Origin of the sequence: Cobetia sp. MC34 (assembly GCF_018340035.1) — a bacterium.
GTDB lineage: Bacteria > Pseudomonadota > Gammaproteobacteria > Pseudomonadales > Halomonadaceae > Cobetia > Cobetia amphilecti.
The window spans coordinates 16311-34945 of sequence record NZ_JADPPY010000022.1; the positions used below are offsets into that span (position 1 = coordinate 16311).

An 18635-nucleotide genomic window follows, 5' to 3' on the forward strand; every position below is an offset into this window, starting at 1 on the left:
AGCAGGAATCGCGTCGTTGCTGGGGTGTGGGCCAGCGTCTCCCTGCCATTTTGGGCAGCATTGTAGCCGATCTGATCGAGCGAATGGCATACATGTGAGTGATTCGCGTTTGCCTGTAGCCGGATGCGGCGAAACATCCGCCAGCCGGCGGCTGTCGATGACCAGCCCGTGGCTGATGGCAGACGGGCACTGACAGGCAGCCAGCCTGCCTCATGCCGCTGGCGTTCGACAATCAGGGTTGACGGTTTCCGCGCCCCGCGCGGCAATTGCGCCCACATGAGATGCACATGGCGAGCGAGCGCGGCATCATGGCGAGATCAATGCGCAGCAGGCCTCGTCGCTGCGTTTCACTGTTCAAGGACCCTGTAGATGTCATTCGCTACCCGCTTGCGCGCCCGGGCCGCCGTGCTTGCCTCTCCGCTACGGCCTGCGTCATCAGTGCCAACGCCTTCATCAGCGCTATCTTCTTCATCAGCGCTGTTGAGGGCCGCCAGCCTGGCGGCCCCGTTGATGCTGGCACTGCTGGCCGCACCCGCTCAGGCAGACGAGCGCCCCCAGATCCGTGTCATGGCCGCCGCCTCGCTGCATGATGCACTGGATGCCATCGAGGCACGCTACGAGCGTCTCGCCGATGTGGACATCATGCCGGTCTACGCCTCGTCCTCGACCCTGGCGCGTCAGCTGGCCAATGGGGCTCCGGCGCAGCTGTATCTGTCGGCCAATGAGCGCTGGATGGACTGGCTGGAGCAGCAGGCCGGCATCGTCGTCACCGGCCGTCACGACCTGCTGGGCAACCGTCTCGCGCTGGTCGCGCCCGGTCCCAGCCAGCTGGACGCCAGTGTCAGCAACGCCGAGGATGTCACCGATGTGGCCGAGCGCCTCGCCGCCACCGGCAGCAACACTCGCCTGGCCGTCGGCGACCCCGACCACGTGCCCGCGGGCATCTATGCGCGTCAGTCGCTGGAAGCGCTGGGGCAGTGGCAGACGCTGCGCTCGCGCCTGGCCAGCGCCGAGGACGTGCGCGCCGCGCTGGCACTGGTCGAGCATGGCGAGGCCCCGCTGGGGATCGTCTATGCCACCGACGCCGCCATCAGCCATCGGGTGCACCAGATCGGCCTGCTGCCGGACAGCAGCCATGATCCCATCCACTATCCTGCCGCCTTGATCAGTCGTGGCGGTGATGCGCCGTCGTCACAGGCCGAGGCCTTCTCGGCCTGGCTTTCCAGCAACGAGGCCGGCGCCATCTTCCATCGCTTCGGCTTCAGCACGCTCGCCCATCAGGTTCCTGCTGCGCAGCCTGAGGCCGACTAGCCGCTGGATCAGCATCGAGGCCTCGTGGCACACGCTGGCATGTCATCGACAAGATGAGGCCGCTACACTGGGAGCCTGCTGTCACATCGGCGTGATCAAGGCGGGCAGGGCTGTCTGCCGGCGCTTCGCGTCACGTCATGTGCGAGAACCTGTCTTCGTCTGAGGAAGATCCATGCTGAGTGCGCTGGAATGGGAAGCCCTGAGCCTGAGCCTCAAGGTGGCTTGCGTCGCGGTCGGCCTGAGCCTGATTCCCGGTTTTGCGGCGGCCTGGTGGCTGGCGCGACGAGAGTTTCGTGGCAAGGCGCTGGTCGATGGTCTGCTGCATCTGCCGCTGGTGTTGCCGCCCGTGGTGGTCGGTTACCTGTTGCTGGTCACCTTCGGGCGCAATGGCGCCATCGGCCAGTGGCTGGCCAAGATCGATATCGTGCTGCCCTTCACCTGGCAGGGCGCGGCGCTGGCGGCGGCGGTGATGGCCTTTCCGCTGATGGTGCGCGCGATGCGCCTGTCACTGGAGGCCATCGACCCGGGGCTGGAGGCCGCGGCCCGCACCCTGGGCGCCAACCCGCTGCGCGTGCTGTTCACGGTGACCATGCCGCTGGCGCTGCCGGGCATTCTCACCGGCGGCATGCTGGCCTTCGCGCGTGCGCTGTCGGAGTTCGGTGCCACCATCACCTTCGCCGCCAATATTCCCGGCGAGACCCGCACGCTGCCGTTGGCGCTCTATACCCTGATCCAGACCCCGGGCCAGGAAGGCGCCGCGGCCAGGCTGTGCGCCATCGCCGTCGTCATCGCGATGCTGTCGCTGCTGGCCTCAGAGTGGCTGGCACGTCGCGCGCGACTGCGCATGGAGGGGCGTGATGCTTGATTTCCATCTCCATCGTCAGCAGGGCGCCTTCACGCTGGATGCCACGCTCAAGGTGCCGGCGCGCGGCGTCACGGCGCTCTTCGGGCGCTCCGGCAGCGGCAAGACCACCATCCTGCGCCTGATCGCAGGCCTCGAACGTCCCGACCATGGCCATCTGCGCCTGGACGGCGAGTGCCTGACGGGCGGCGAGAACGATATCTTCGTGCCGGCGCATCGTCGCAGGCTCGGCGTCGTCTTCCAGGAGCCGCGCCTGTTTCCGCACTACAGCGTGCGCGGCAACCTCCGCTACGGCATGCCGCGCGCCCTGACACCCGCCCAGCGCCAACAGAATCAGTCACGTCTGCATGAGATGGTGACGCTGCTGGGCATCGAGGACCTGCTGTCGCGCATGCCCGGCCAGCTGTCCGGTGGCGAGGCGCGGCGTGTCGCGATCGGCCGCGCCCTGCTGTCACGCCCGCGCATGCTGTTGCTGGATGAGCCGCTGACCGGCCTCGACGGCGCGCGCAAGCAGGAGCTGCTGCACTACATTGCGCGGCTGGCGCGCGAGATCGAGATCCCGATCCTGTTCGTCAGTCATGACACCCGCGAGCTGTTCGCGGTCGCCGACCGTCTGGCGCTGGTGGACAACGGCCGCATCACCGCCAGCGGCGAGATCGGTGACATGCTGTCACGGCTGGACCTGGCGCCGCAGACCGGCCGTTTCGAAGCGGGCTCGCTGCTGACCGCCGAGGTGCTGTCGCACGATGATGACTGGCAGCTGACGCGTCTGGGGCTGGGCGCCGGGCTGAGCCTCAAGCTGGCGCGGCTGGCGATGCCGGTGGGGCGTCGTGTGCGACTGCGGCTGCGGGCGCGTGACATCAGCATCGCACTGGAGACGCCGACCCACACCAGCCTGCGCAATGCCTTGCCGGCCGTGATCCACGAGATCGAGAGCGAGCGCGGCCATGCCAGCGCCGAGCTGGTGCTGGGCATCGCCGGCCAGCGGGTGAGGGCGCGAGTCGACCGTCTGGTGTGTCAGGAGCTGGGCCTCAAGGTCGGGCTGGGCGTCAAGGCGCTGATTTCCAGCGTGGCGCTCTCGGGCCCCGACGTGATCAGCCTGGACGCCATGGATGACGACATCCCTGTGGTGAATGCGGCCCAGCCGAGTGCGGCCCAGCCGAATGCGACACAGACAAATACCGCACAGGCCAAGGCGCCAAATGACGCAGGCTCTGCCTCGCCTACGAGCTGATACCGCTCGGGCGCACCGTTCGCTGACTTTCTGAATTGATGGACTCTGGCAAGGAAACCTCTCATGCAGTTGACCCACCTGTGGCGCTATCCCCTCAAGTCCGGCGCAGCTGAGGCGCTTGAGACAGCGACGCTCGGCGAGGAAGGTCTCACCCAGGACCGCCGCTTCGTGGTGGTCGCGGCGCGAGGCAAGTTCGTCACCGCGCGTACGCATCCCCAGTTGCAGCGCCTGGCCCTGCGCGAAGACGCCAGCGGCCAGTGGCGACTGTGGCATCTGGACCGCCCCGAATGCGGCAGCGTCAGCTTTGCCACCGATGACCAGGCCGAGCGTCTCGACATCCAGGTGTGGGCCGATCGGTTCACTGCCTTGAGCGTCAGCTTTGAGGCCGATGCCTGGCTGAGTGAGCAGGTCGGCATGCCGGTCAGGCTCAGCTGGTTGGGCGAGCGCTCGGAGCGCTATCGCGAGATCATCGCGCAGCGCGTCAGCGCCGCCGACGGCTTTCCGCTGTTGCTGGCCAATCAGGCTTCGTTGGCGGCGCTCAACGCCCAGACCCCGAGTGCGGAGCATGGCATGGATCAGTTCCGGCCCAATCTGGTGATCAGCGGCGCCGAGGCATGGGCCGAGGATGGCTGGCAGGAAGTGCGCATCGGCGAGGCACGCTTCACGCTGGTGTCCTCCTGCACTCGCTGTGCGATGGTCAATGTCGACCCGGCGACGGGCGACAAGCGTGGCGACGGCGAGCCGCTCAAGACGCTGGCACGGGTGCGCCGCTTCGCGGATGGCCAGGTGCACTTCGGCTACAACCTCGTCGCGCTCGATCCCTCGCGCAAGCCTACCTTGCGTGTCGGCGATGAGGTGGAAGTCACCGCCTTCAAGTGATGTCGCTGGAATCTTGCCTACAGGCCTGAACGAAAACGCCCGCCATCGAGGATGGCGGGCGTTTTCGTTCAGGGGACGCTTGGCAATACGGTAGGCACGACGGTATGCAAGTTCAGCCCGGGGGCCCGAACAGGGCAGGTTGGCCATGCGCCTCGCGCCAGACATCCAGCGCCGCACGGTGCAGCTGGCTGTGACGCCATGCCAGCGCCTCGATATCGCGGTCATAGCCGCCACCGATCACGCAGGCCACGGCGGCGCCCGCCGCGCGACAGCGCTGGATGACATGTCGCTCGCGGTGGTAGAGGCCGCTGTCGCTCAACTCGAGATGGCCGAGCCTGTCCGCGGCATGCGGGTCGACACCGGCATCGAAGATCACCAGCTCCGGGCGTACCCGCGCCAGCACCTTCTCAAGCGCACGCTCCAGCACCGCCAGATAGTCCGCATCGCCCATGCCCCTGGGCAAGGACACGTCCAGGTCACTTTGCTGCTTGCGCGCCGGGAAGTTGCTCTCGGCATGCAGTGACAGCGTGAAGACCCGCGGCTCGTCGGCGAAGATCAACGCCGTGCCATCGCCTTGATGCACATCGAGATCGACGATCAGCACGCGCTTCACGCCGTCGTCCAGTGCTTGATGCGCCGCCACGCCGATGTCGTTGAGCAGACAATAGCCGCTGGCGGCCTCCGGGTGGGCGTGATGGGTGCCGCCTGCGGTATTGCAGGCCAGTCCGCGCTTGAGCGCTTCGCGTACGGTGGTCATGGTGCCGCCCACGGCCAGCACGCTGCGCTCGCGCAGTGCCTCGCTCCACACGAAACCGCTGCGCCGCTGGGCCTGCGTGCTCAGGGTGCCAGTGAGAAATTCATGCACATAGCGGCGGGTATGCACGCTGAGCAGATCATCCTCCTCGGCGGGCTGGGGCGTCACCCAGTCGACGGCCGAGGCGCAGTCGGCCAGCTGGCGGTCGAGCAGGCGCTTGAGCACGCTGAACTTGTCCATCGGGAAGGGATGCTTCTCGGGCAGCGCTATCCGATAGCCGGGATGATGGATCAGCGCCAGCGGCGGGCAGTGGGCATCAGCGACGGGGCACAAAGTGCACCTCCTGTCCGTCGGTGGTCAGCTGGCGGATGGCGGTGGGACGGCCGTCGCTGCCCAGGTCGACCAGCCCGATGCCGCAGGCGTTCAGCAGGCGTTCGCCCTGACTGGCCGCATCGTGACGGCGCGGCGTGACGCGCATGTTGCGCCGGCGCGTCAGCAGATTGAGCGGCGAGCGCGGGGCGTACAGCCAGCGATTGAGACGGTCGAGCACATCCAGCAGGCCGACCGGGAAGCGATTGCGGATGCCGCTGCTGGTGATCTGCCAGATGCTCGGGCTCGAACGGCGATGCTTGAGGCGCACGTCGTAGGCGAAGGAGTAATGCACATCGCCGGACAGGATCACGAAGTTCTGCGGTGTGCGCGAGTGGCGGAAGATGTTGAGCATCACGCTGGCCGCGCCGCGATGCGCCATCCAGTTCTCGGCATCGACCATCAACGGCTTGCCCGCCAACGTGAACAGCTTCTGGATGCTTTCGATCAGCTTGACGCCGAACATCGGTGCCGGGGACACCAGCACCACGGCCGGGTGGCCGACCAGCCGTTGCTGAAGCTCGCTCAGCGCCTCCCAGTCCATCAGCCCCGAGGGATGCGAGAGCTTGCGCTCGCTGCGCCAGCGGCGGGTGCGCGTATCGGCCACGATCAGCGGCGGCGTGGTGTCGAGCTGATAATCCCAGCTCTCACAGCGATGCAGGTGGGCGATCAATGCCTCCTGACGCTCGACATTGAAATGGCCGTCGGCGGCCTTGTCAGTGCCAGTCAGGGCATGAGTGAACAGCGCCCGGGTCTCCTCCAGCAGCTCTGCCAGTGGCTCCGGCCCGTTGCCGGCGGCCTGACACAGCAGATAGCCGGTCAGCGCATTGCCGATGATGCGGCGCGAGAAGGGGTGGCCATAGGCGGCTTCCTCCCAGGCGGCGCTGAGGTTCCAGTCATCGGTGACATCGTGGTCATCGAAGATCATCAGGCTGGGCACATTGGCCAGCAGGCGACGTACCTGACCGAGTCCGCCACAGAAGCGCCGCAGATGGCGGGCCTCGGTGGCATGGCGCTCGCGGGTGGCGTCGTCATGGCCCTCGAGCGCCGAGGGGTCTTCCAGCGTGATGCCCAGCGCCTCCCACGGCACGTCAGACCACACCAGCAGGTACATGGCGATGACTTCCGACAGGCCGATCAGATGATTGTCGGCACCGGTGGAGGTGAAGATGGGCTTGCGCTTGGCACCGAAGAAGCTGGCGGCCACGCCTTCATTGGCCGGCATGTCCGGCAGCAGCTGCGGGCGGTGGTAGAGGTGCGAGGGGTGCTGTCGCAGCTCGCGAGTGTCGGAGACCTCGGCCTCCATCAGCGTCTCCTCCGGCAACCCCAGCCCCGCGATCAGCTGATCGATCGCGCCCAGCATCGGCCCCGCGACATCGTCGGCGTAGATCTGATCGCCGGTGAACAGCATCACCTCCGGCCACTCGGCGACGCTCTGACGTCGCTCGCTCAACCAGCGATCCAGCGCCACCAGTCCGTCGCCACCGGGGCCCTTGGGCGGCGGCGTCTCAAGGCGATCGGTCGACGCAGCGTCTTCTGCACTCTGCTGCGCCTGCTGCTCGTCGTCACTCAAGCCGTGATGCGGCTTGCGGCAGCTGCCATGCGCGACACGCGTCAGGCGTGACGGCAGACGAAAGCGCGGCAGGCTTTCACCGGGGTAGCAGATCTGTGGCGCCCAGTCGGCGATGCCCTGCCATTCGGGCGTGTCTGTCGATGACGCTGCCGCTTCCGTTGCCGATGACGCTGTCGCTGTCGCTGACGGCTCCGCCAGGCCCAGCTCGTAGGCGATGGCGCAGTCGGCGGGCAAGGGCGTGTCGGGATGCGCTTCGATCAACAGCAGCCAGGCGTGCTCCCCCAGTGGCATCGCCAGATGCTCCGTCAGCCGACAGCCTGGTGCTGTCGGCAGGCCATCCTCACCTCGCGTGGGAGGCGTCGCGTCCTGCTCCGGCAGCAGCCACACCCGCGCCTGCTGTGGGCGAGAGGTCACCAGCCACAGCATCACGCCCTCGGCGGTGACACGGCGCAATATCGGGCCTGCCAGCACGCGGGGTAGGGCAGCAGTCGGTGTGGGAGAGCCGTTGGCAGGCAGCGAAGCGGACGAAGTGGCAGACATGAAGCAGGCTCGATGGCAGGTGGAGACGGATAGCGGTCAGCTGACTATCATCAGCTGACGCTTAACAGGCGATAGCGTAACAGGCGACGAACGCCAGCCATGGGCGCAGGCGTGGGCTGGGCGTATGAGTGGCTCCGTGCGTTGAGTGTGACAACTCGTCGTGGCGCGAGGTTCGCAGGCTCGCAAAGCATGCGCGAGCTAGCGTAAAGTTGGGCCCTTGAATGCACATGGCGTTCGCACAATAGCATGGGAAACCGGCATGAATGATCCATCGGCGAAGCGCCTCGTGAGTCCGCAGTCCAGGCCAGTCAACCGCGGGCAGGGCTCGCGCAGCTCCCTCTGGCGCAAGGTCGCCCTGGCAACGAGCCTGATCGCAACCCTGTCAGCGAGCCTCTTCAGCCCTGCGGCCCTGGCCGCCGAGGCGCCGCTGGCGACAGGCGAGCGCCACGTGCTGGCGGCCAATGACTGCCTGCCTGCGCCCAGCGGGCCGGTGGTGTTGACGGTCGAGGGCGCTGTCAGCTGTGGCAATGCCGGTTCCCTGCAGGCACCGCGGGCGCATTTTGATCTGGCGATGCTCGAAGCCATGCCGTCGCGCGTGGTGGCCACCCACACCCCCTGGACCCAGGGGCGTGTCAGTTTCTCCGGCCCGCTGCTGCGCGAGCTGGTGGCGCGGGTGTCTGAAGATGCCAGGGGGCTCAAGGTGCGGGCACTGAATGACTTCGTGGCCGAGATTCCCCTCAGCGACATCGAGGACTTCGATGTCCTGCTGGCCACGCGGCGCGACGGCGAGCGCATGCCGGTGCGTGACCTCGGGCCCTTGTTCGTGCTGTATCCCTTCGATGCTCATCCGGAATTGCTCAATGAGCAGGTACGCTTTCGCAGTGTCTGGCAGGTCACCGGGCTGACGCTGGAGTGAGCGAGGGCTGGCGCCTGACCCCTCAGGCGCAAGATGACACGGAGTCATGCAGTGAATCAGTCGCCGGATGAAAGATCCCCGCTTTCAGGCACCGCTGCTGATCAGTCCCTTGCTGATCAGGGCATTGCCGCGTCGGGTGTGGGCGGAAGCGGCAATTCCCCCGCGCGCTGGCCGCTGTGGCTGGGCATGGCGATCAGCATCCTGTGTCTGCTGGCCTCCATCGGCATCGGCGGCACCATCCTGCACAACCAGGTCAGTCTGGAAGACCGCACCCGCGACGACGCCGTCTGGTCGATCTACAAGCTGGATCGCGAGGCGGTCAGCCTTTCCTCCTCGATAGCGCGCTATCGCGTCGGCGGGCCAGCCGATCGAGCCAGCATCTGGAATGAGGTGCTGCAGAATTACGAGCTGCTCTACAGCCGCACTTATATCTTCCGGCGGGGGGATTTCCAGCGCCACCTGATGACCCTGCCGGCCGTGCCGCTGCTCGCCGATGAGTTGATGAGCCAGATCGAGTATCTCGATCTGCGGCTGGAAAAATGGCGGCATGGCCCGGTGTTCGAGGGCACGGGCCCGGTGCAGGGCGCCCAGGCTGACGACGCTTCCGCAGACATTGACGCTGCACAGCGCTCCCAGGTGCTGGGGCCCGAGGGTCGCGAGGCGGCGGAGTTCCAGAAGCTGAGCGATGCACTGGCCGATACCACCCAGACGCTGTTGTTGCGGGTACGCGCACGCTTGGCCGAGGAGCTGGCCCACGAGCGTCAGAGCCGCGACAGCCTGGTGCAGCTGATGTTGCTGCTGCTGGCGCTGATGCTGCTGGCCACCTTGATGGTCTGCCGTCAGGTCTGGCTGCAGGCCCGCGGGCGTGAACAGGCCCGCCTGCAGATGCTGGCGATGTCGTCGGCCCTCAAGCACGAGGCGGCGCGGGCCGAACAGGCCAGTCGCGCCAAGGCCGAGTTTCTGGCCACCATGAGCCACGAGATTCGCACCCCGCTCAATGGTGTGATCGGCATGAGTGAGCTGTTGCTGGCCGAACCGCTGCAGAGCAGTGCGCATCGCTATGCCAGCAGCCTGCGCGATAGCGGCGAAGTGCTGATGGGGCTGGTGGATGATGTCCTCGACTTCTCCAAGATCGAGGCCGGCAAGCTCAGCGTCGAGCGGCGCCCCTTCGAACTGCACACGGCCATCGATGGCGTGATCGACCTGCTGCTGCCGCAGATGGACAGCACGCGCATCGTCTTCGATGACCGTCGCTCCGCCCAGCTACCCGAGCAGGTCATGGGCGATTCGGTGCGTCTGCGTCAGGTGCTGCTCAATCTGCTCTCCAATGCCTTCAAGTTCACCGAGCAGGGGCGTGTCTGTCTGCTGGTCGAGGCATTGCCGGCGGGGCGCGTACGCTTCGAGGTCGATGACACCGGCATCGGGGTCAGTGAAGAGCAGGCCGCCCAGCTGTTCGAGCCCTTTACCCAGGGTGATGCCTCCACCGCGCGTCGCTTCGGCGGTACCGGACTCGGGCTTTCGATCTCGCGGCGGCTGGTCGAGCTGATGGGCGGGCGACTGGGCCTCAAGCAACGCCCGGGCAAGGGTGCCTGCTTCTGGTTCGAGCTGCCGCTGCCACGCGCCGCGGCGCTCAAGCGACCGGCCTTCACCTCCGCGCCCCTGCCGCTCAGCCGTGGCGAGCATGTTCTGGTGGTCGACGACAATCACATCAATCGCGAAGTGGCCCACTCCATGCTCAGTGGCCTGGGCTACACGGTGACGACGGTCGACAGTGGCGAGGCGGCGCTGGCGTGGTATGCGCGCCAGCGCGATACGGTGCTGGTGCTGCTCGACCTGCGCATGCTGGGACTGGATGGCTTTGCGGTGGCGCGGCGTTGGCGCGCCATGGAGCACAGTGACAGGCGTGCGCCGAGCCTTATCGTCGCGATGACGGCCAATGTGGCGGCGGGGGAGCGTGCGCGCTGCCTCTCGGCGGGCATGAACGACTTCCTGTCCAAGCCGATCCGCCGTCAGCAGCTCGCCAGCATGCTGGCGCGCTGGCAGTCGGGCAGCCAGGACCTCGGCGAATGGCGCGTCAATGCCCTCGCCAGCACCCAGCCCTTCGATCCGATCAACTATTCCCCTACCACTGAGCGACCGCCTCACTTCGAGGCACCGCCGGAAACCGGTGAGGCACTCGCGCGTGCGGCGTCACTGGTGGCATCACTCGATTCCCCCGCTGCGCGGCGTCGCATGATCCATGAGGCCCAGGCGCGTGCCACTGAGGCCGAGGCTGAAGCTGATACTGAAGCAGACAATGTCAGTGAGTCGTCGGCGGCTGGCCCCATCGAACGGGAAGGGGCAGAAGGGGGACACACGCGCATGAACACTAGAGAGGCGTGGACATCTGGCGGCTCAGCGGCGGAGCTTGCACAGGCCGCGACGCCTGCGCTGCGGGATGAACTGGATGCCGACAGCATCGCGGCCCTCGAGGCGGCCTTCGAGGAGCAGCTAGAGCAGCAGTCCCAGCGCCTGTCGCGGGCGGTGGATCATATGGATCTGAAGCAGCTGCAGCATGAAGCCCATCTGCTCAAGGGCAGCGCCGCTACCCTGGATCACGACCTGCTGCGTGACGCCGCCCTGCAGCTGGAGCTGCTGCTGGCATCCGACACGCCGCGCACCCGCATCGAGGCCGCGGTGGCGGCGCTGCTGGCCGAGATTCGCGATCACCGCATCGCCCACGATGCCGGTCAAGCCTGGCGCTAGCAAAGCCTGGCGCCAGCACCGTTTGACGCCAGCAAAGCCGCCCTCGGCCAGGCACATCACCTCAGGCATCACCTCAGACATCACCTCAGTGCTGGCGGCGGCGCAGTTCGCGTTCCACCAGCGTCACGCCGGGCGTGGTCTTGCCCTGAATGCCCTGCAGCGCCAGCGTCAGCGTCGCATCGGCGATCTGCTGGTGACGCTGGGGCAGTGAATGGATCGGCAGCGGCAGGAAGTCGAGCAGGCGGTCGTCGCCGAAGCTGGCCATCGCCTTGGGCGGATTGGCCGGCGGCCCCTCGGCGAACAGCACATCGAGCACGCCATCCATCAGGGTGTAGGAGGCGGTGACGATGGCGTCCGGCAGCGGTGAATGGCGGAGATGCTCGGTCAGCGCCGCCGCGCCGGCCTCGCGCTCGTAACGCGCGGCATGCAGGGTGGTGGCCTCAAGCTCGCTGCTGCCGGTGCGCTGCTGATAGTGCGCCAGCGCCGCCTGCATGCCGCTGGCGCGCGCCCGCGTGATATCGATCTCCGGCAAGGCATCCAGCCACAGCAGTCGCTGCGGCGCGTGTTCCAGCACGGCTTCGGTCAGCTGGCGGGCGGCATCTTCATTGTTGCTGACCACGCTGGCGAAGTGGCGCGTATCCAGCGCGCGATCGACACCGATGACCGGGAAGCCATCCAGCGCCAGTTCGCGGTAGAAGGGGTCATCGGGGGACAGGCAGCTGGCGGTGATCAGCGCATCGACCCGCCGCGCCTTGAGCATGCGTGCCAGCTCGCGCTCGGTTTCCGGCTCATCGTCGGAGCAGACGATGAACAGCTGATAGTCGCGCTCACGCGCCCCGCGCTCCAGCAACTTGGCCAGGCGGGCATAACTGGCGTTCTCCAGATCCGGCAGCATGAAGCCCAGCGTGCGGCTTTCACCACGCCTCAGCGCGGCTGCCTGGGCATCGATCCGATAGTGATGACGTTGTACCACCGCCATGACGCGCTCGACCGTCTGGGGGCTGATACGTCGTGCCTGTGCCTGCCCATTGACCACATAACTGGCGGTGGTGCGTGAAACGCCTGCAAGACGCGCGATTTCTGCCAGGGTCATGCCACTGTCCTTGCTGGAAAGGGGGAACGGGATCTGCGTGCTCCATGTGCGAGGAATGATGCGCACTTGTGGGCTCGGGTGCAAATCCTCTCTGCGCCGGGTACGCCTCGCTCGACACCTCTCGAGCCCGCGCCACAGGCGGCTCTACACCCAATGTCTAGTCACCAGAAGCACGTTTTCGGTTTGTGTTCGCTTGATCGGGCGCAAGAAAACGGCCAGCATGAGCCCTATTGAGGTGACACGATTCAGCATGCTCGTCATCACGCCATGACGCCGCTACCCTGTCGGAACTCGCCAAGTGACGTGTCGCGGCAGCTGAAATACACGCTTGCAGCGCACCGCCAACATCCAGGCTCCTCACCCAGAAGGGAGCCTCAAGGAGCCAGCCATGCTCAGTCTTGATCGCGAGGACATCCTTCTCGCCGCCCATGCCAGCGACTGGCGCGATGCCTTGCAACAGGCCGCCGATGCCCTGGTCGCCGGTGGGCGCGCCACGCCCGACTACCGTGAGGGCCTGCTGGCGCGCGAAGCCCAGTCTTCCACCTACCTGGGGCAGGGGATCGCGATTCCCCACGGCACGCCGGACAGCCGCGAGGCCGTGCTGGCCACCGGGGTGCGTGTCCTGCAATTTCCGCAGGGGGTGGAGTGGCACGACGGCAATCGCGTCTTCCTGCTGGTGACCATCGCGGCACAGTCCGATGAGCATCTCGACATCCTGCGCGCGCTGACGCGCGTGCTCGATCGCGACGGCGTCAGTGAGCGCCTGGCCTCGGCGACCACCGCCGAGGAAGTGCTGAGCGAGCTGGGCCGCGAGGTGGTGCCGCCGCGCCTGGATGCCGAGACGCTGCTGTGCGGCTTCCCCGCGCGTGATCGTGACGAGCTGGTGCTGGCGGGGGCCGCGCGCCTGCGTCAGGCCGGCTGTGTCAGTGATGGTTTCATCTCGGCCATGCTCGCTGCCCAACCGGTAGCGCTGGGGCAGGGCGTGTGGCTGACGCAGTCGCAGCAGGATGTCACCCGCTCGGCGCTGGCCATCGTCACGCCGGAGAAGGCGCTGGAGACGCGCCACGGACGCATCACTGCGCTGGCCTGTCTGGCAGTCGATGCCCAGCAGGGCCAGCATCAGCCGTTGCTGGAGCGCCTGCTGACGCTGTTGGAAGAGGGCGCGGGCGAAAGCCTGCCGGGCCTTTCGGCCAGCGCCCTGCTGGCGCGGCTGTCGGGGGAATCCGCCACGGCGCAGCTGGCTCAGGTCGTGTTGCTCAACGCCCACGGCCTGCATGCGCGTCCGGCCAAGCAGCTGGTGCAGGCGGCGCGCGAAGCCGGCGAGCAGCATGGCGTCATTCCGGCGTTGCGACTGGAAGGCGATGACAGCGGTGTGGTCAGTGCCGCCAGCCTGACCAAGGTGCTGGGGCTGGGCGCACGCCGCGGCCAGACGCTGATCTTCAGCGCTTCCGGCGATGACTCGGCAGCCAATCAGGCGGCGCTGAGCATGATGGTGAGCGCGGTGCAGGCCGGTCTCGGCGAGGCGGTGGAGCCGCTGGCCGATTGGCGCGCCGACGCCGCCACGCCGCTGGAGGCCAGCGAACAGCAAGCCACCGGCGACACCCAGCAGGCCGCTCCCGACGCCGACAGCGTGGTGCCCGCGGTGGCCGCCTCGCCGGGCATGGCCATCGCGCCGTGCTGGGTGATGCGCCTGCCGCGCTTCGTCTACGAGACGCGCAGCGATGCCGGCGCCGATCGTGAGGCCGAGCGCCTGGTGGCCAGTATCCAGACCGCCCGCGAGCAGTTGCTGGCGCTGGTCAATCGTGCCGAAGGCGCCGAGATGGCCGAGATTCTCTCGATGCACGAGGAGATGCTCGGCGATCCGGAGCTGTTCGCCGCGGCGCGCGAAAGCCTCGATGAAGGGCACAGCGCCGAAGCGGCGTGGTGGTCGGCCATCGACAGTGCCGCCAGTGCCCAGGAGAACCTCGCCGATCGCCTGCTGGCCGAACGCGCCGCCGACCTGCGCGATGTCGGTCGGCGGGTGCTCGGCGTGCTGACCGATACGCCGCTGCCCAGCGCCCCCGAGACACCGCATGTGCTGGTGACCGAGGACATCGGCCCGTCGGATGTGGCGCGTCTGGATACCACTCGCGTGCGGGGGCTGGTCACGGCGTTGGGCGGGGCGACCTCGCACAGCGCGATTCTGGCGCGCTCGCTGGGCATTCCGGCGGTGGTCGGGGCTGGCCCGAGCGTGCTGGCGATCGCCGATGGCAGCGAGCTGATCGTTGATGGTGAACGAGGCCGTGTCAGCGTGATGCCCTCGGCCAGTCGCCGCGCGCGTGCCGAAGAGGCGATCGCCGGGCATGAGCAGCGTCAGGCCGCCGCCTGGGAGTCGCGCATGGCACCAGCCACGACCCTGGACGGCCATCATGTCGAGGTGGTCGCCAATCTGGGCAACACCGCCCATGCCGGCGACGCCGTCGAGCGCGGTGCCGAGGGTGTCGGCCTGCTGCGTACCGAATTCGTGTTCATGGCGCACCCGCAGGCGCCGGACCTCGCCACCCAGACCGCCCAGTACGGTGAGGCGCTGGATGCGCTCGAGGGGCGGCCGCTGGTGGCACGCACGCTGGATGTCGGCGGCGACAAGCCGCTGCCCTACTGGCCGCTGCCGCGTGAGGACAACCCCTTCCTCGGCCTGCGCGGCATTCGCCTCGCCCTGACGCGCCCGGAAGTGCTCGAGACCCAGGTGCGGGCGCTGCTGACGGCCGCCGGTGCGCGGCCGATTCGCCTGATGTTCCCGATGGTCAAGGACCTGGCTGAACTGCGTGGCGCGCGTGCCATCGTCGACCGTGTACGTGCCGAGCTGGACGCCGCCTATGAGGCCGAACATGGCCAGCCGCCGGTGCGCGACGTGCAGGTCGGCGTGATGATCGAGATTCCCTCGGCGGCATTGACGGCGGCCAGCATCGCGCCGGAAGTCGACTTCTTCTCGGTGGGCACCAATGACCTGACCCAGTACACCCTGGCGATCGACCGCGGCCATGCGACGCTCTCGGCGCAGGCCGATGGTCTGCATCCGGCGGTGTTGCGCCTGATCGAGATGACCGTCAGTGCCGCCCACGCCCACGGTGCCTGGGTCGGCGTCTGCGGTGAGCTGGCCAGTGATGACCAGGCCGTCGGCGTGCTGGTCGGGCTGGGCGTGGATGAGCTGTCGGTGTCCAGCCGCCAGATTCCGCTGGTCAAGGCGCGGGTGCGCGAGCTGGACCTGGCCACGGCGCGTGAGCAGGCGCGGATCGCGTTGGCCCAGCCGACCTCGGAAGACGTGCGCAGTGCTCTGGAAGCGCTGCTCGAGCAGGGCGAGCCTTCCGTTGCCGAGGTCACCTCAGGCGCTGCGGCCAGTGATGCGGCCAGTAATCCGGACAGTAGTGCGGCCAGTAATGGACACAGTCCGCGGGAGTCAGTGTGATGAGTGACAACACGACGCCTCAGGCCGCCGACTGCCCGGTATTGTGCGTGACGCTCAACCCGGCGCTGGACATGACCATCGGCCTCGACAGCCTGGTGCCGGGCAAGGTCAACCGGGCGCGCAGCCATCATCTCGAGGCGGCGGGCAAGGGCATCAACGTCGCACGGGTGCTGGCGACGCTGGGTCATCCGGTGACGCTGAGCGGCTTTCTGGGCGCCGACAACCAGGCCGATTTCGAGGCCGCCTTCGCCGAGTGGGGGCTAAGTGACGCCTTCGAACGCGTCGCGGGCGCGACCCGCATCAACGTCAAGCTCGGGGAGGCCAGTGGCCGTGTCACCGATATCAACGGCGCGGGCATGCAGGTCGATGAGGCCGCCTTCACGCGGCTGGAGGCGCGCATCGATGACTGGATCGATCGTCAGCAGGCCGAGGGCAGCCCAGAGCGCTGTGCCGTCGTCATCGCCGGCAGCCTGCCGCCGGGCGTCAGTAGCGAGCAGCTGGCGAGCCTGGTGCAGCGGGTGCGTGCACGCCGGATTGCCTGTTGGCTGGACACCAGCGGCACGGCACTCGAAGCCGGTCTGGCGGTGCCGCCCAGCGGCGTGAAACCCAACGAACAGGAACTGGCGCTGTGGGCGGGCGAGCCGCTGGAGAGCGACGCTGCCCGTCAACGCGCGCTGGCGAGTCTGGTCGAACACGGCATCGAGCAGGCGCTGATCTCTGCCGGCCCGGAAGGCGTGCTGTGGGCAAGCCCCGGCGCCGAGACACTGCGGGCACGCCCGCCGCGCATGCGAGTGGTCAGTACCGTGTGTGCCGGTGATACCCTGCTGGCCGCCATGCTGCATGGGGTGCTCTGCCATCCGACACCTACGGCTGCCATGCGTGAACAAATTCTGCGTCATGCCACGGCGCTTTCCGCCGAGGCCGTGACCCACCCGGGGCCGGGCAATCCCGCCGCCCCGGAGCTTGAAACCCTCCAACAACACACCAGCATCGAGACATTGGCCAGTGCCGAGGTCGCGACAGCCGGAGAGCCACGCCCATGAATGTCATCATCGTTACCGCCTGCCCGAGCGGCATGGCGACCAGCTTCCTGGCGGCGCGCCGCCTGGAGCAGGCCGCCCGTCGTCGCGACTGGGAGCCCCTCATCGACATGCGCTCGCAATTCGAGCGTGAACTGGTGCTGAGCGATGCCCAGCTCGCCGCCGCCGAACTGGTGATCGTCGCGGCGTCGCCGATGACCAGCGCCGGTCTCGAGCGTTTCGTCGGCAAGCGCGTGCATGTCGCGCCCATCGAAGAGGCGCTGCCGGACCCCGCCGCCTTCCTGGCCAATGCCGAGGCCCGCGCCCGCGTGCTGGAAGCCAAGGACATCGCCGATGTGGCTGCGACTGTCAGCACGACGGCCACCGGCGCAGCTGGTGGAGAGGTGGCGCACAAGCCGTCCATCGTCGCGGTCACCGCCTGCCCGACCGGCGTGGCGCATACCTTCATGGCTGCCGAGGCCCTGAGCGAGGCCGGGCGCGCGCTCGGTTACCCGACGCGGGTCGAGACCCAGGGCTCGGTGGGCGCGCAGGATGCGCTGACCGAGCAGGAGATCGCCGCGGCCGAGGTGGTGATTCTGGCCTGTGATATCGAGGTCGACCCGACACGCTTCGCCGGCAAGCGGGTCTGGCGGACCTCCACCGGCACCGCGCTCAAGAAGCCGCGCGATACCATCGAGCAGGCGCTGGAAGGCGCCGAGGTGGAATCCGCCACCGCCGCGGGCGGTCAGGGCAGTCAGCAGAAGGGCGAGAAGCGCGGCCCCTACAAGCACCTGCTGACCGGCGTGTCCTTCATGCTGCCGATGGTGGTGGCGGGCGGCCTGATGATCGCGCTGTCCTTCGTGTTCGGCATCAAGGCCTTCGAGGAAGAAGGCACCCTGGCGGCGGCGCTGATGCAGATCGGCGGTGGCTCGGCCTTCAAGCTGATGATTCCGGTGCTGGCGGGCTATATCGCCTACTCCATCGCCGACCGCCCGGGCATCACGCCGGGCATGATCGGTGGCTGGCTGGCCGCCACCCTGGACGCCGGCTTCCTCGGCGGCATCATCGCCGGCTTCCTGGCGGGCTACAGCGCGCTGGGGCTGAGCCGTTTCGTCAAGCTGCCGCAGTCGATCGAATCGCTCAAGCCGATCCTGATCATCCCGCTGGTGGCGAGCATGGTCACCGGTCTTGTGATGATCTACGTGGTCGGCACGCCGGTGGCGGGGCTGATGGAGACGCTGACCGAATTCCTCGAATCGATGGGCTCGGCCAATGCCGTGCTGCTGGGCATTCTGCTCGGCGCGATGATGTGCTTCGACCTCGGTGGCCCGGTCAACAAGGCCGCCTACGCCTTCGGTGTCGGCCTGCTGGCCAGCGAGACCTATGCACCGATGGCGGCCATCATGGCGGCCGGCATGGTGCCGGCGCTGGGCATGGGGCTGGCCAGCTTCATCGCGCGTGCCAAGTTCGCCGAGCCGGAGCGTGAGGCGGGCAAGGCCAGCTTCATTCTCGGCCTGTGCTTCATCTCCGAGGGTGCGATTCCGTTCGCCGCCAAGGACCCGCTGCGCGTGATTCCGGCCTGCATGGTCGGCGGTGCCGTCACCGGCGCACTGTCGATGTTGATAGGTGCCAAGCTGCTGGCGCCGCACGGCGGGCTGTTCGTGCTGCTGATTCCCAATGCCATCAACGTGCCGCTGATGTACCTGGGCGCCATCGTCGCCGGCACCCTGGTGACGGGTATCGGCTATGCGCTGATCAAGAAGGGCGCACAGCAGGTCGAGACCGCTGCCGCGACCTGAGCCGCTGGCAGGCAGGCAAAGACGCAAGCCGCAAACGCACAAGGCAAGACGCAAAAAGCCCCCGCCGGTCTCCCGGCGGGGGCTTTTGCATTGCAG

General features: G+C 67.6%; 12 protein-coding genes. 9 read left to right on the forward strand and 3 right to left on the reverse strand.

What is annotated here, in order from left to right:
• The first annotated feature begins 369 nt into the window (after positions 1-369).
• From modA to IZU87_RS12095, 4 genes are all read left to right on the forward strand, one after another.
• Positions 370-1311, forward strand: coding sequence for a molybdate ABC transporter substrate-binding protein (modA, locus tag IZU87_RS12080; RefSeq protein WP_249330573.1), 942 nt, complete (start codon positions 370-372; stop codon positions 1309-1311).
• Positions 1312-1483: 172 nt separating this feature from the next.
• On the forward strand, positions 1484-2176 hold the full coding sequence (gene modB / locus IZU87_RS12085) for a molybdate ABC transporter permease subunit (protein WP_166020006.1): 693 nt from the start codon (positions 1484-1486) through the stop codon (positions 2174-2176).
• The gene (gene modC / locus IZU87_RS12090; protein ID WP_213114658.1) at positions 2169-3407 is read left to right on the forward strand and encodes a molybdenum ABC transporter ATP-binding protein; all 1239 of its coding nucleotides are present in this window, start codon (positions 2169-2171) and stop codon (positions 3405-3407) included. The genes modB and modC overlap by 8 nt, the downstream gene beginning before the upstream one ends.
• A 63-nt stretch (positions 3408-3470) precedes the next feature.
• The gene (locus tag IZU87_RS12095; RefSeq protein WP_107336066.1) at positions 3471-4286 is read left to right on the forward strand and encodes an MOSC domain-containing protein; all 816 of its coding nucleotides are present in this window, start codon (positions 3471-3473) and stop codon (positions 4284-4286) included.
• 112 nt (positions 4287-4398) lie between these two features.
• Here IZU87_RS12095 and IZU87_RS12100 read toward each other — a convergent pair whose 3' ends face one another.
• Together IZU87_RS12100 and IZU87_RS12105 are read right to left on the reverse strand one after the other, a co-directional pair.
• A complete protein-coding gene (locus IZU87_RS12100; RefSeq protein ID WP_249330574.1) occupies positions 4399-5373 on the reverse strand; it encodes a histone deacetylase family protein in 975 nt (324 codons plus the stop codon).
• The gene (locus IZU87_RS12105) at positions 5357-7522 is read right to left on the reverse strand and encodes an alkaline phosphatase D family protein (protein ID WP_213114659.1); all 2166 of its coding nucleotides are present in this window, start codon (positions 7520-7522) and stop codon (positions 5357-5359) included. Before IZU87_RS12105 ends, IZU87_RS12100 begins: the two co-directional genes overlap by 17 nt.
• A 259-nt stretch (positions 7523-7781) precedes the next feature.
• On the opposite strand from IZU87_RS12105, the gene IZU87_RS12110 reads away from it, so the two are divergent.
• Together IZU87_RS12110 and IZU87_RS12115 are read left to right on the forward strand one after the other, a co-directional pair.
• Positions 7782-8438, forward strand: coding sequence for a putative pterin-binding protein (locus tag IZU87_RS12110; RefSeq protein WP_249330575.1), 657 nt, complete (start codon positions 7782-7784; stop codon positions 8436-8438).
• A gap of 51 nt (positions 8439-8489) precedes the next feature.
• Positions 8490-11183 (forward strand): ATP-binding protein, encoded by a 2694-nt coding sequence (locus IZU87_RS12115; protein WP_213114660.1) that lies wholly within the window; start codon positions 8490-8492, stop codon positions 11181-11183.
• 85 nt (positions 11184-11268) lie between these two features.
• On the opposite strand, the gene cra is transcribed toward IZU87_RS12115, so the two are convergent.
• A complete protein-coding gene (gene cra / locus IZU87_RS12120) occupies positions 11269-12276 on the reverse strand; it encodes a catabolite repressor/activator (protein ID WP_213114661.1) in 1008 nt (335 codons plus the stop codon).
• Between the two features lie 388 nt (positions 12277-12664).
• On the opposite strand from cra, the gene ptsP reads away from it, so the two are divergent.
• The 3 genes from ptsP to IZU87_RS12135 are packed head-to-tail and all read left to right on the forward strand — an operon-like array spanning position 12665 to position 18539.
• Positions 12665-15721, forward strand: coding sequence for a phosphoenolpyruvate--protein phosphotransferase (gene ptsP / locus IZU87_RS12125; RefSeq protein ID WP_213114662.1), 3057 nt, complete (start codon positions 12665-12667; stop codon positions 15719-15721).
• Positions 15721-16764, forward strand: coding sequence for a 1-phosphofructokinase family hexose kinase (locus IZU87_RS12130; protein ID WP_213114663.1), 1044 nt, complete (start codon positions 15721-15723; stop codon positions 16762-16764). The genes ptsP and IZU87_RS12130 overlap by 1 nt, the downstream gene beginning before the upstream one ends.
• Positions 16761-18539, forward strand: a complete 1779-nt coding sequence (locus IZU87_RS12135) for a PTS fructose-like transporter subunit IIB (RefSeq protein ID WP_213114664.1) — start codon at positions 16761-16763, stop codon at positions 18537-18539. The genes IZU87_RS12130 and IZU87_RS12135 overlap by 4 nt, the downstream gene beginning before the upstream one ends.
• Positions 18540-18635: the final 96 nt, after the last annotated feature.

Bases quoted from the DNA above. Each gene is read 5' to 3' on its own strand.
- cra (WP_213114661.1), bottom strand. From the start codon at position 12,276: ATGACCCTGGCAGAAATCGCGCGTCTTGCAGGCGTTTCACGCACCACC.
- IZU87_RS12105 (WP_213114659.1), bottom strand. From the start codon at position 7,522: ATGTCTGCCACTTCGTCCGCTTCGCTGCCTGCCAACGGCTCTCCCACA.
- IZU87_RS12130 (WP_213114663.1), top strand. From the start codon at position 15,721: ATGAGTGACAACACGACGCCTCAGGCCGCCGACTGCCCGGTATTGTGC.
- IZU87_RS12110 (WP_249330575.1), top strand. From the start codon at position 7,782: ATGAATGATCCATCGGCGAAGCGCCTCGTGAGTCCGCAGTCCAGGCCA.
- IZU87_RS12095 (WP_107336066.1), top strand. From the start codon at position 3,471: ATGCAGTTGACCCACCTGTGGCGCTATCCCCTCAAGTCCGGCGCAGCT.
- modA (WP_249330573.1), top strand. From the start codon at position 370: ATGTCATTCGCTACCCGCTTGCGCGCCCGGGCCGCCGTGCTTGCCTCT.
- IZU87_RS12135 (WP_213114664.1), top strand. From the start codon at position 16,761: ATGAATGTCATCATCGTTACCGCCTGCCCGAGCGGCATGGCGACCAGC.
- modB (WP_166020006.1), top strand. From the start codon at position 1,484: ATGCTGAGTGCGCTGGAATGGGAAGCCCTGAGCCTGAGCCTCAAGGTG.
- modC (WP_213114658.1), top strand. From the start codon at position 2,169: ATGCTTGATTTCCATCTCCATCGTCAGCAGGGCGCCTTCACGCTGGAT.
- ptsP (WP_213114662.1), top strand. From the start codon at position 12,665: ATGCTCAGTCTTGATCGCGAGGACATCCTTCTCGCCGCCCATGCCAGC.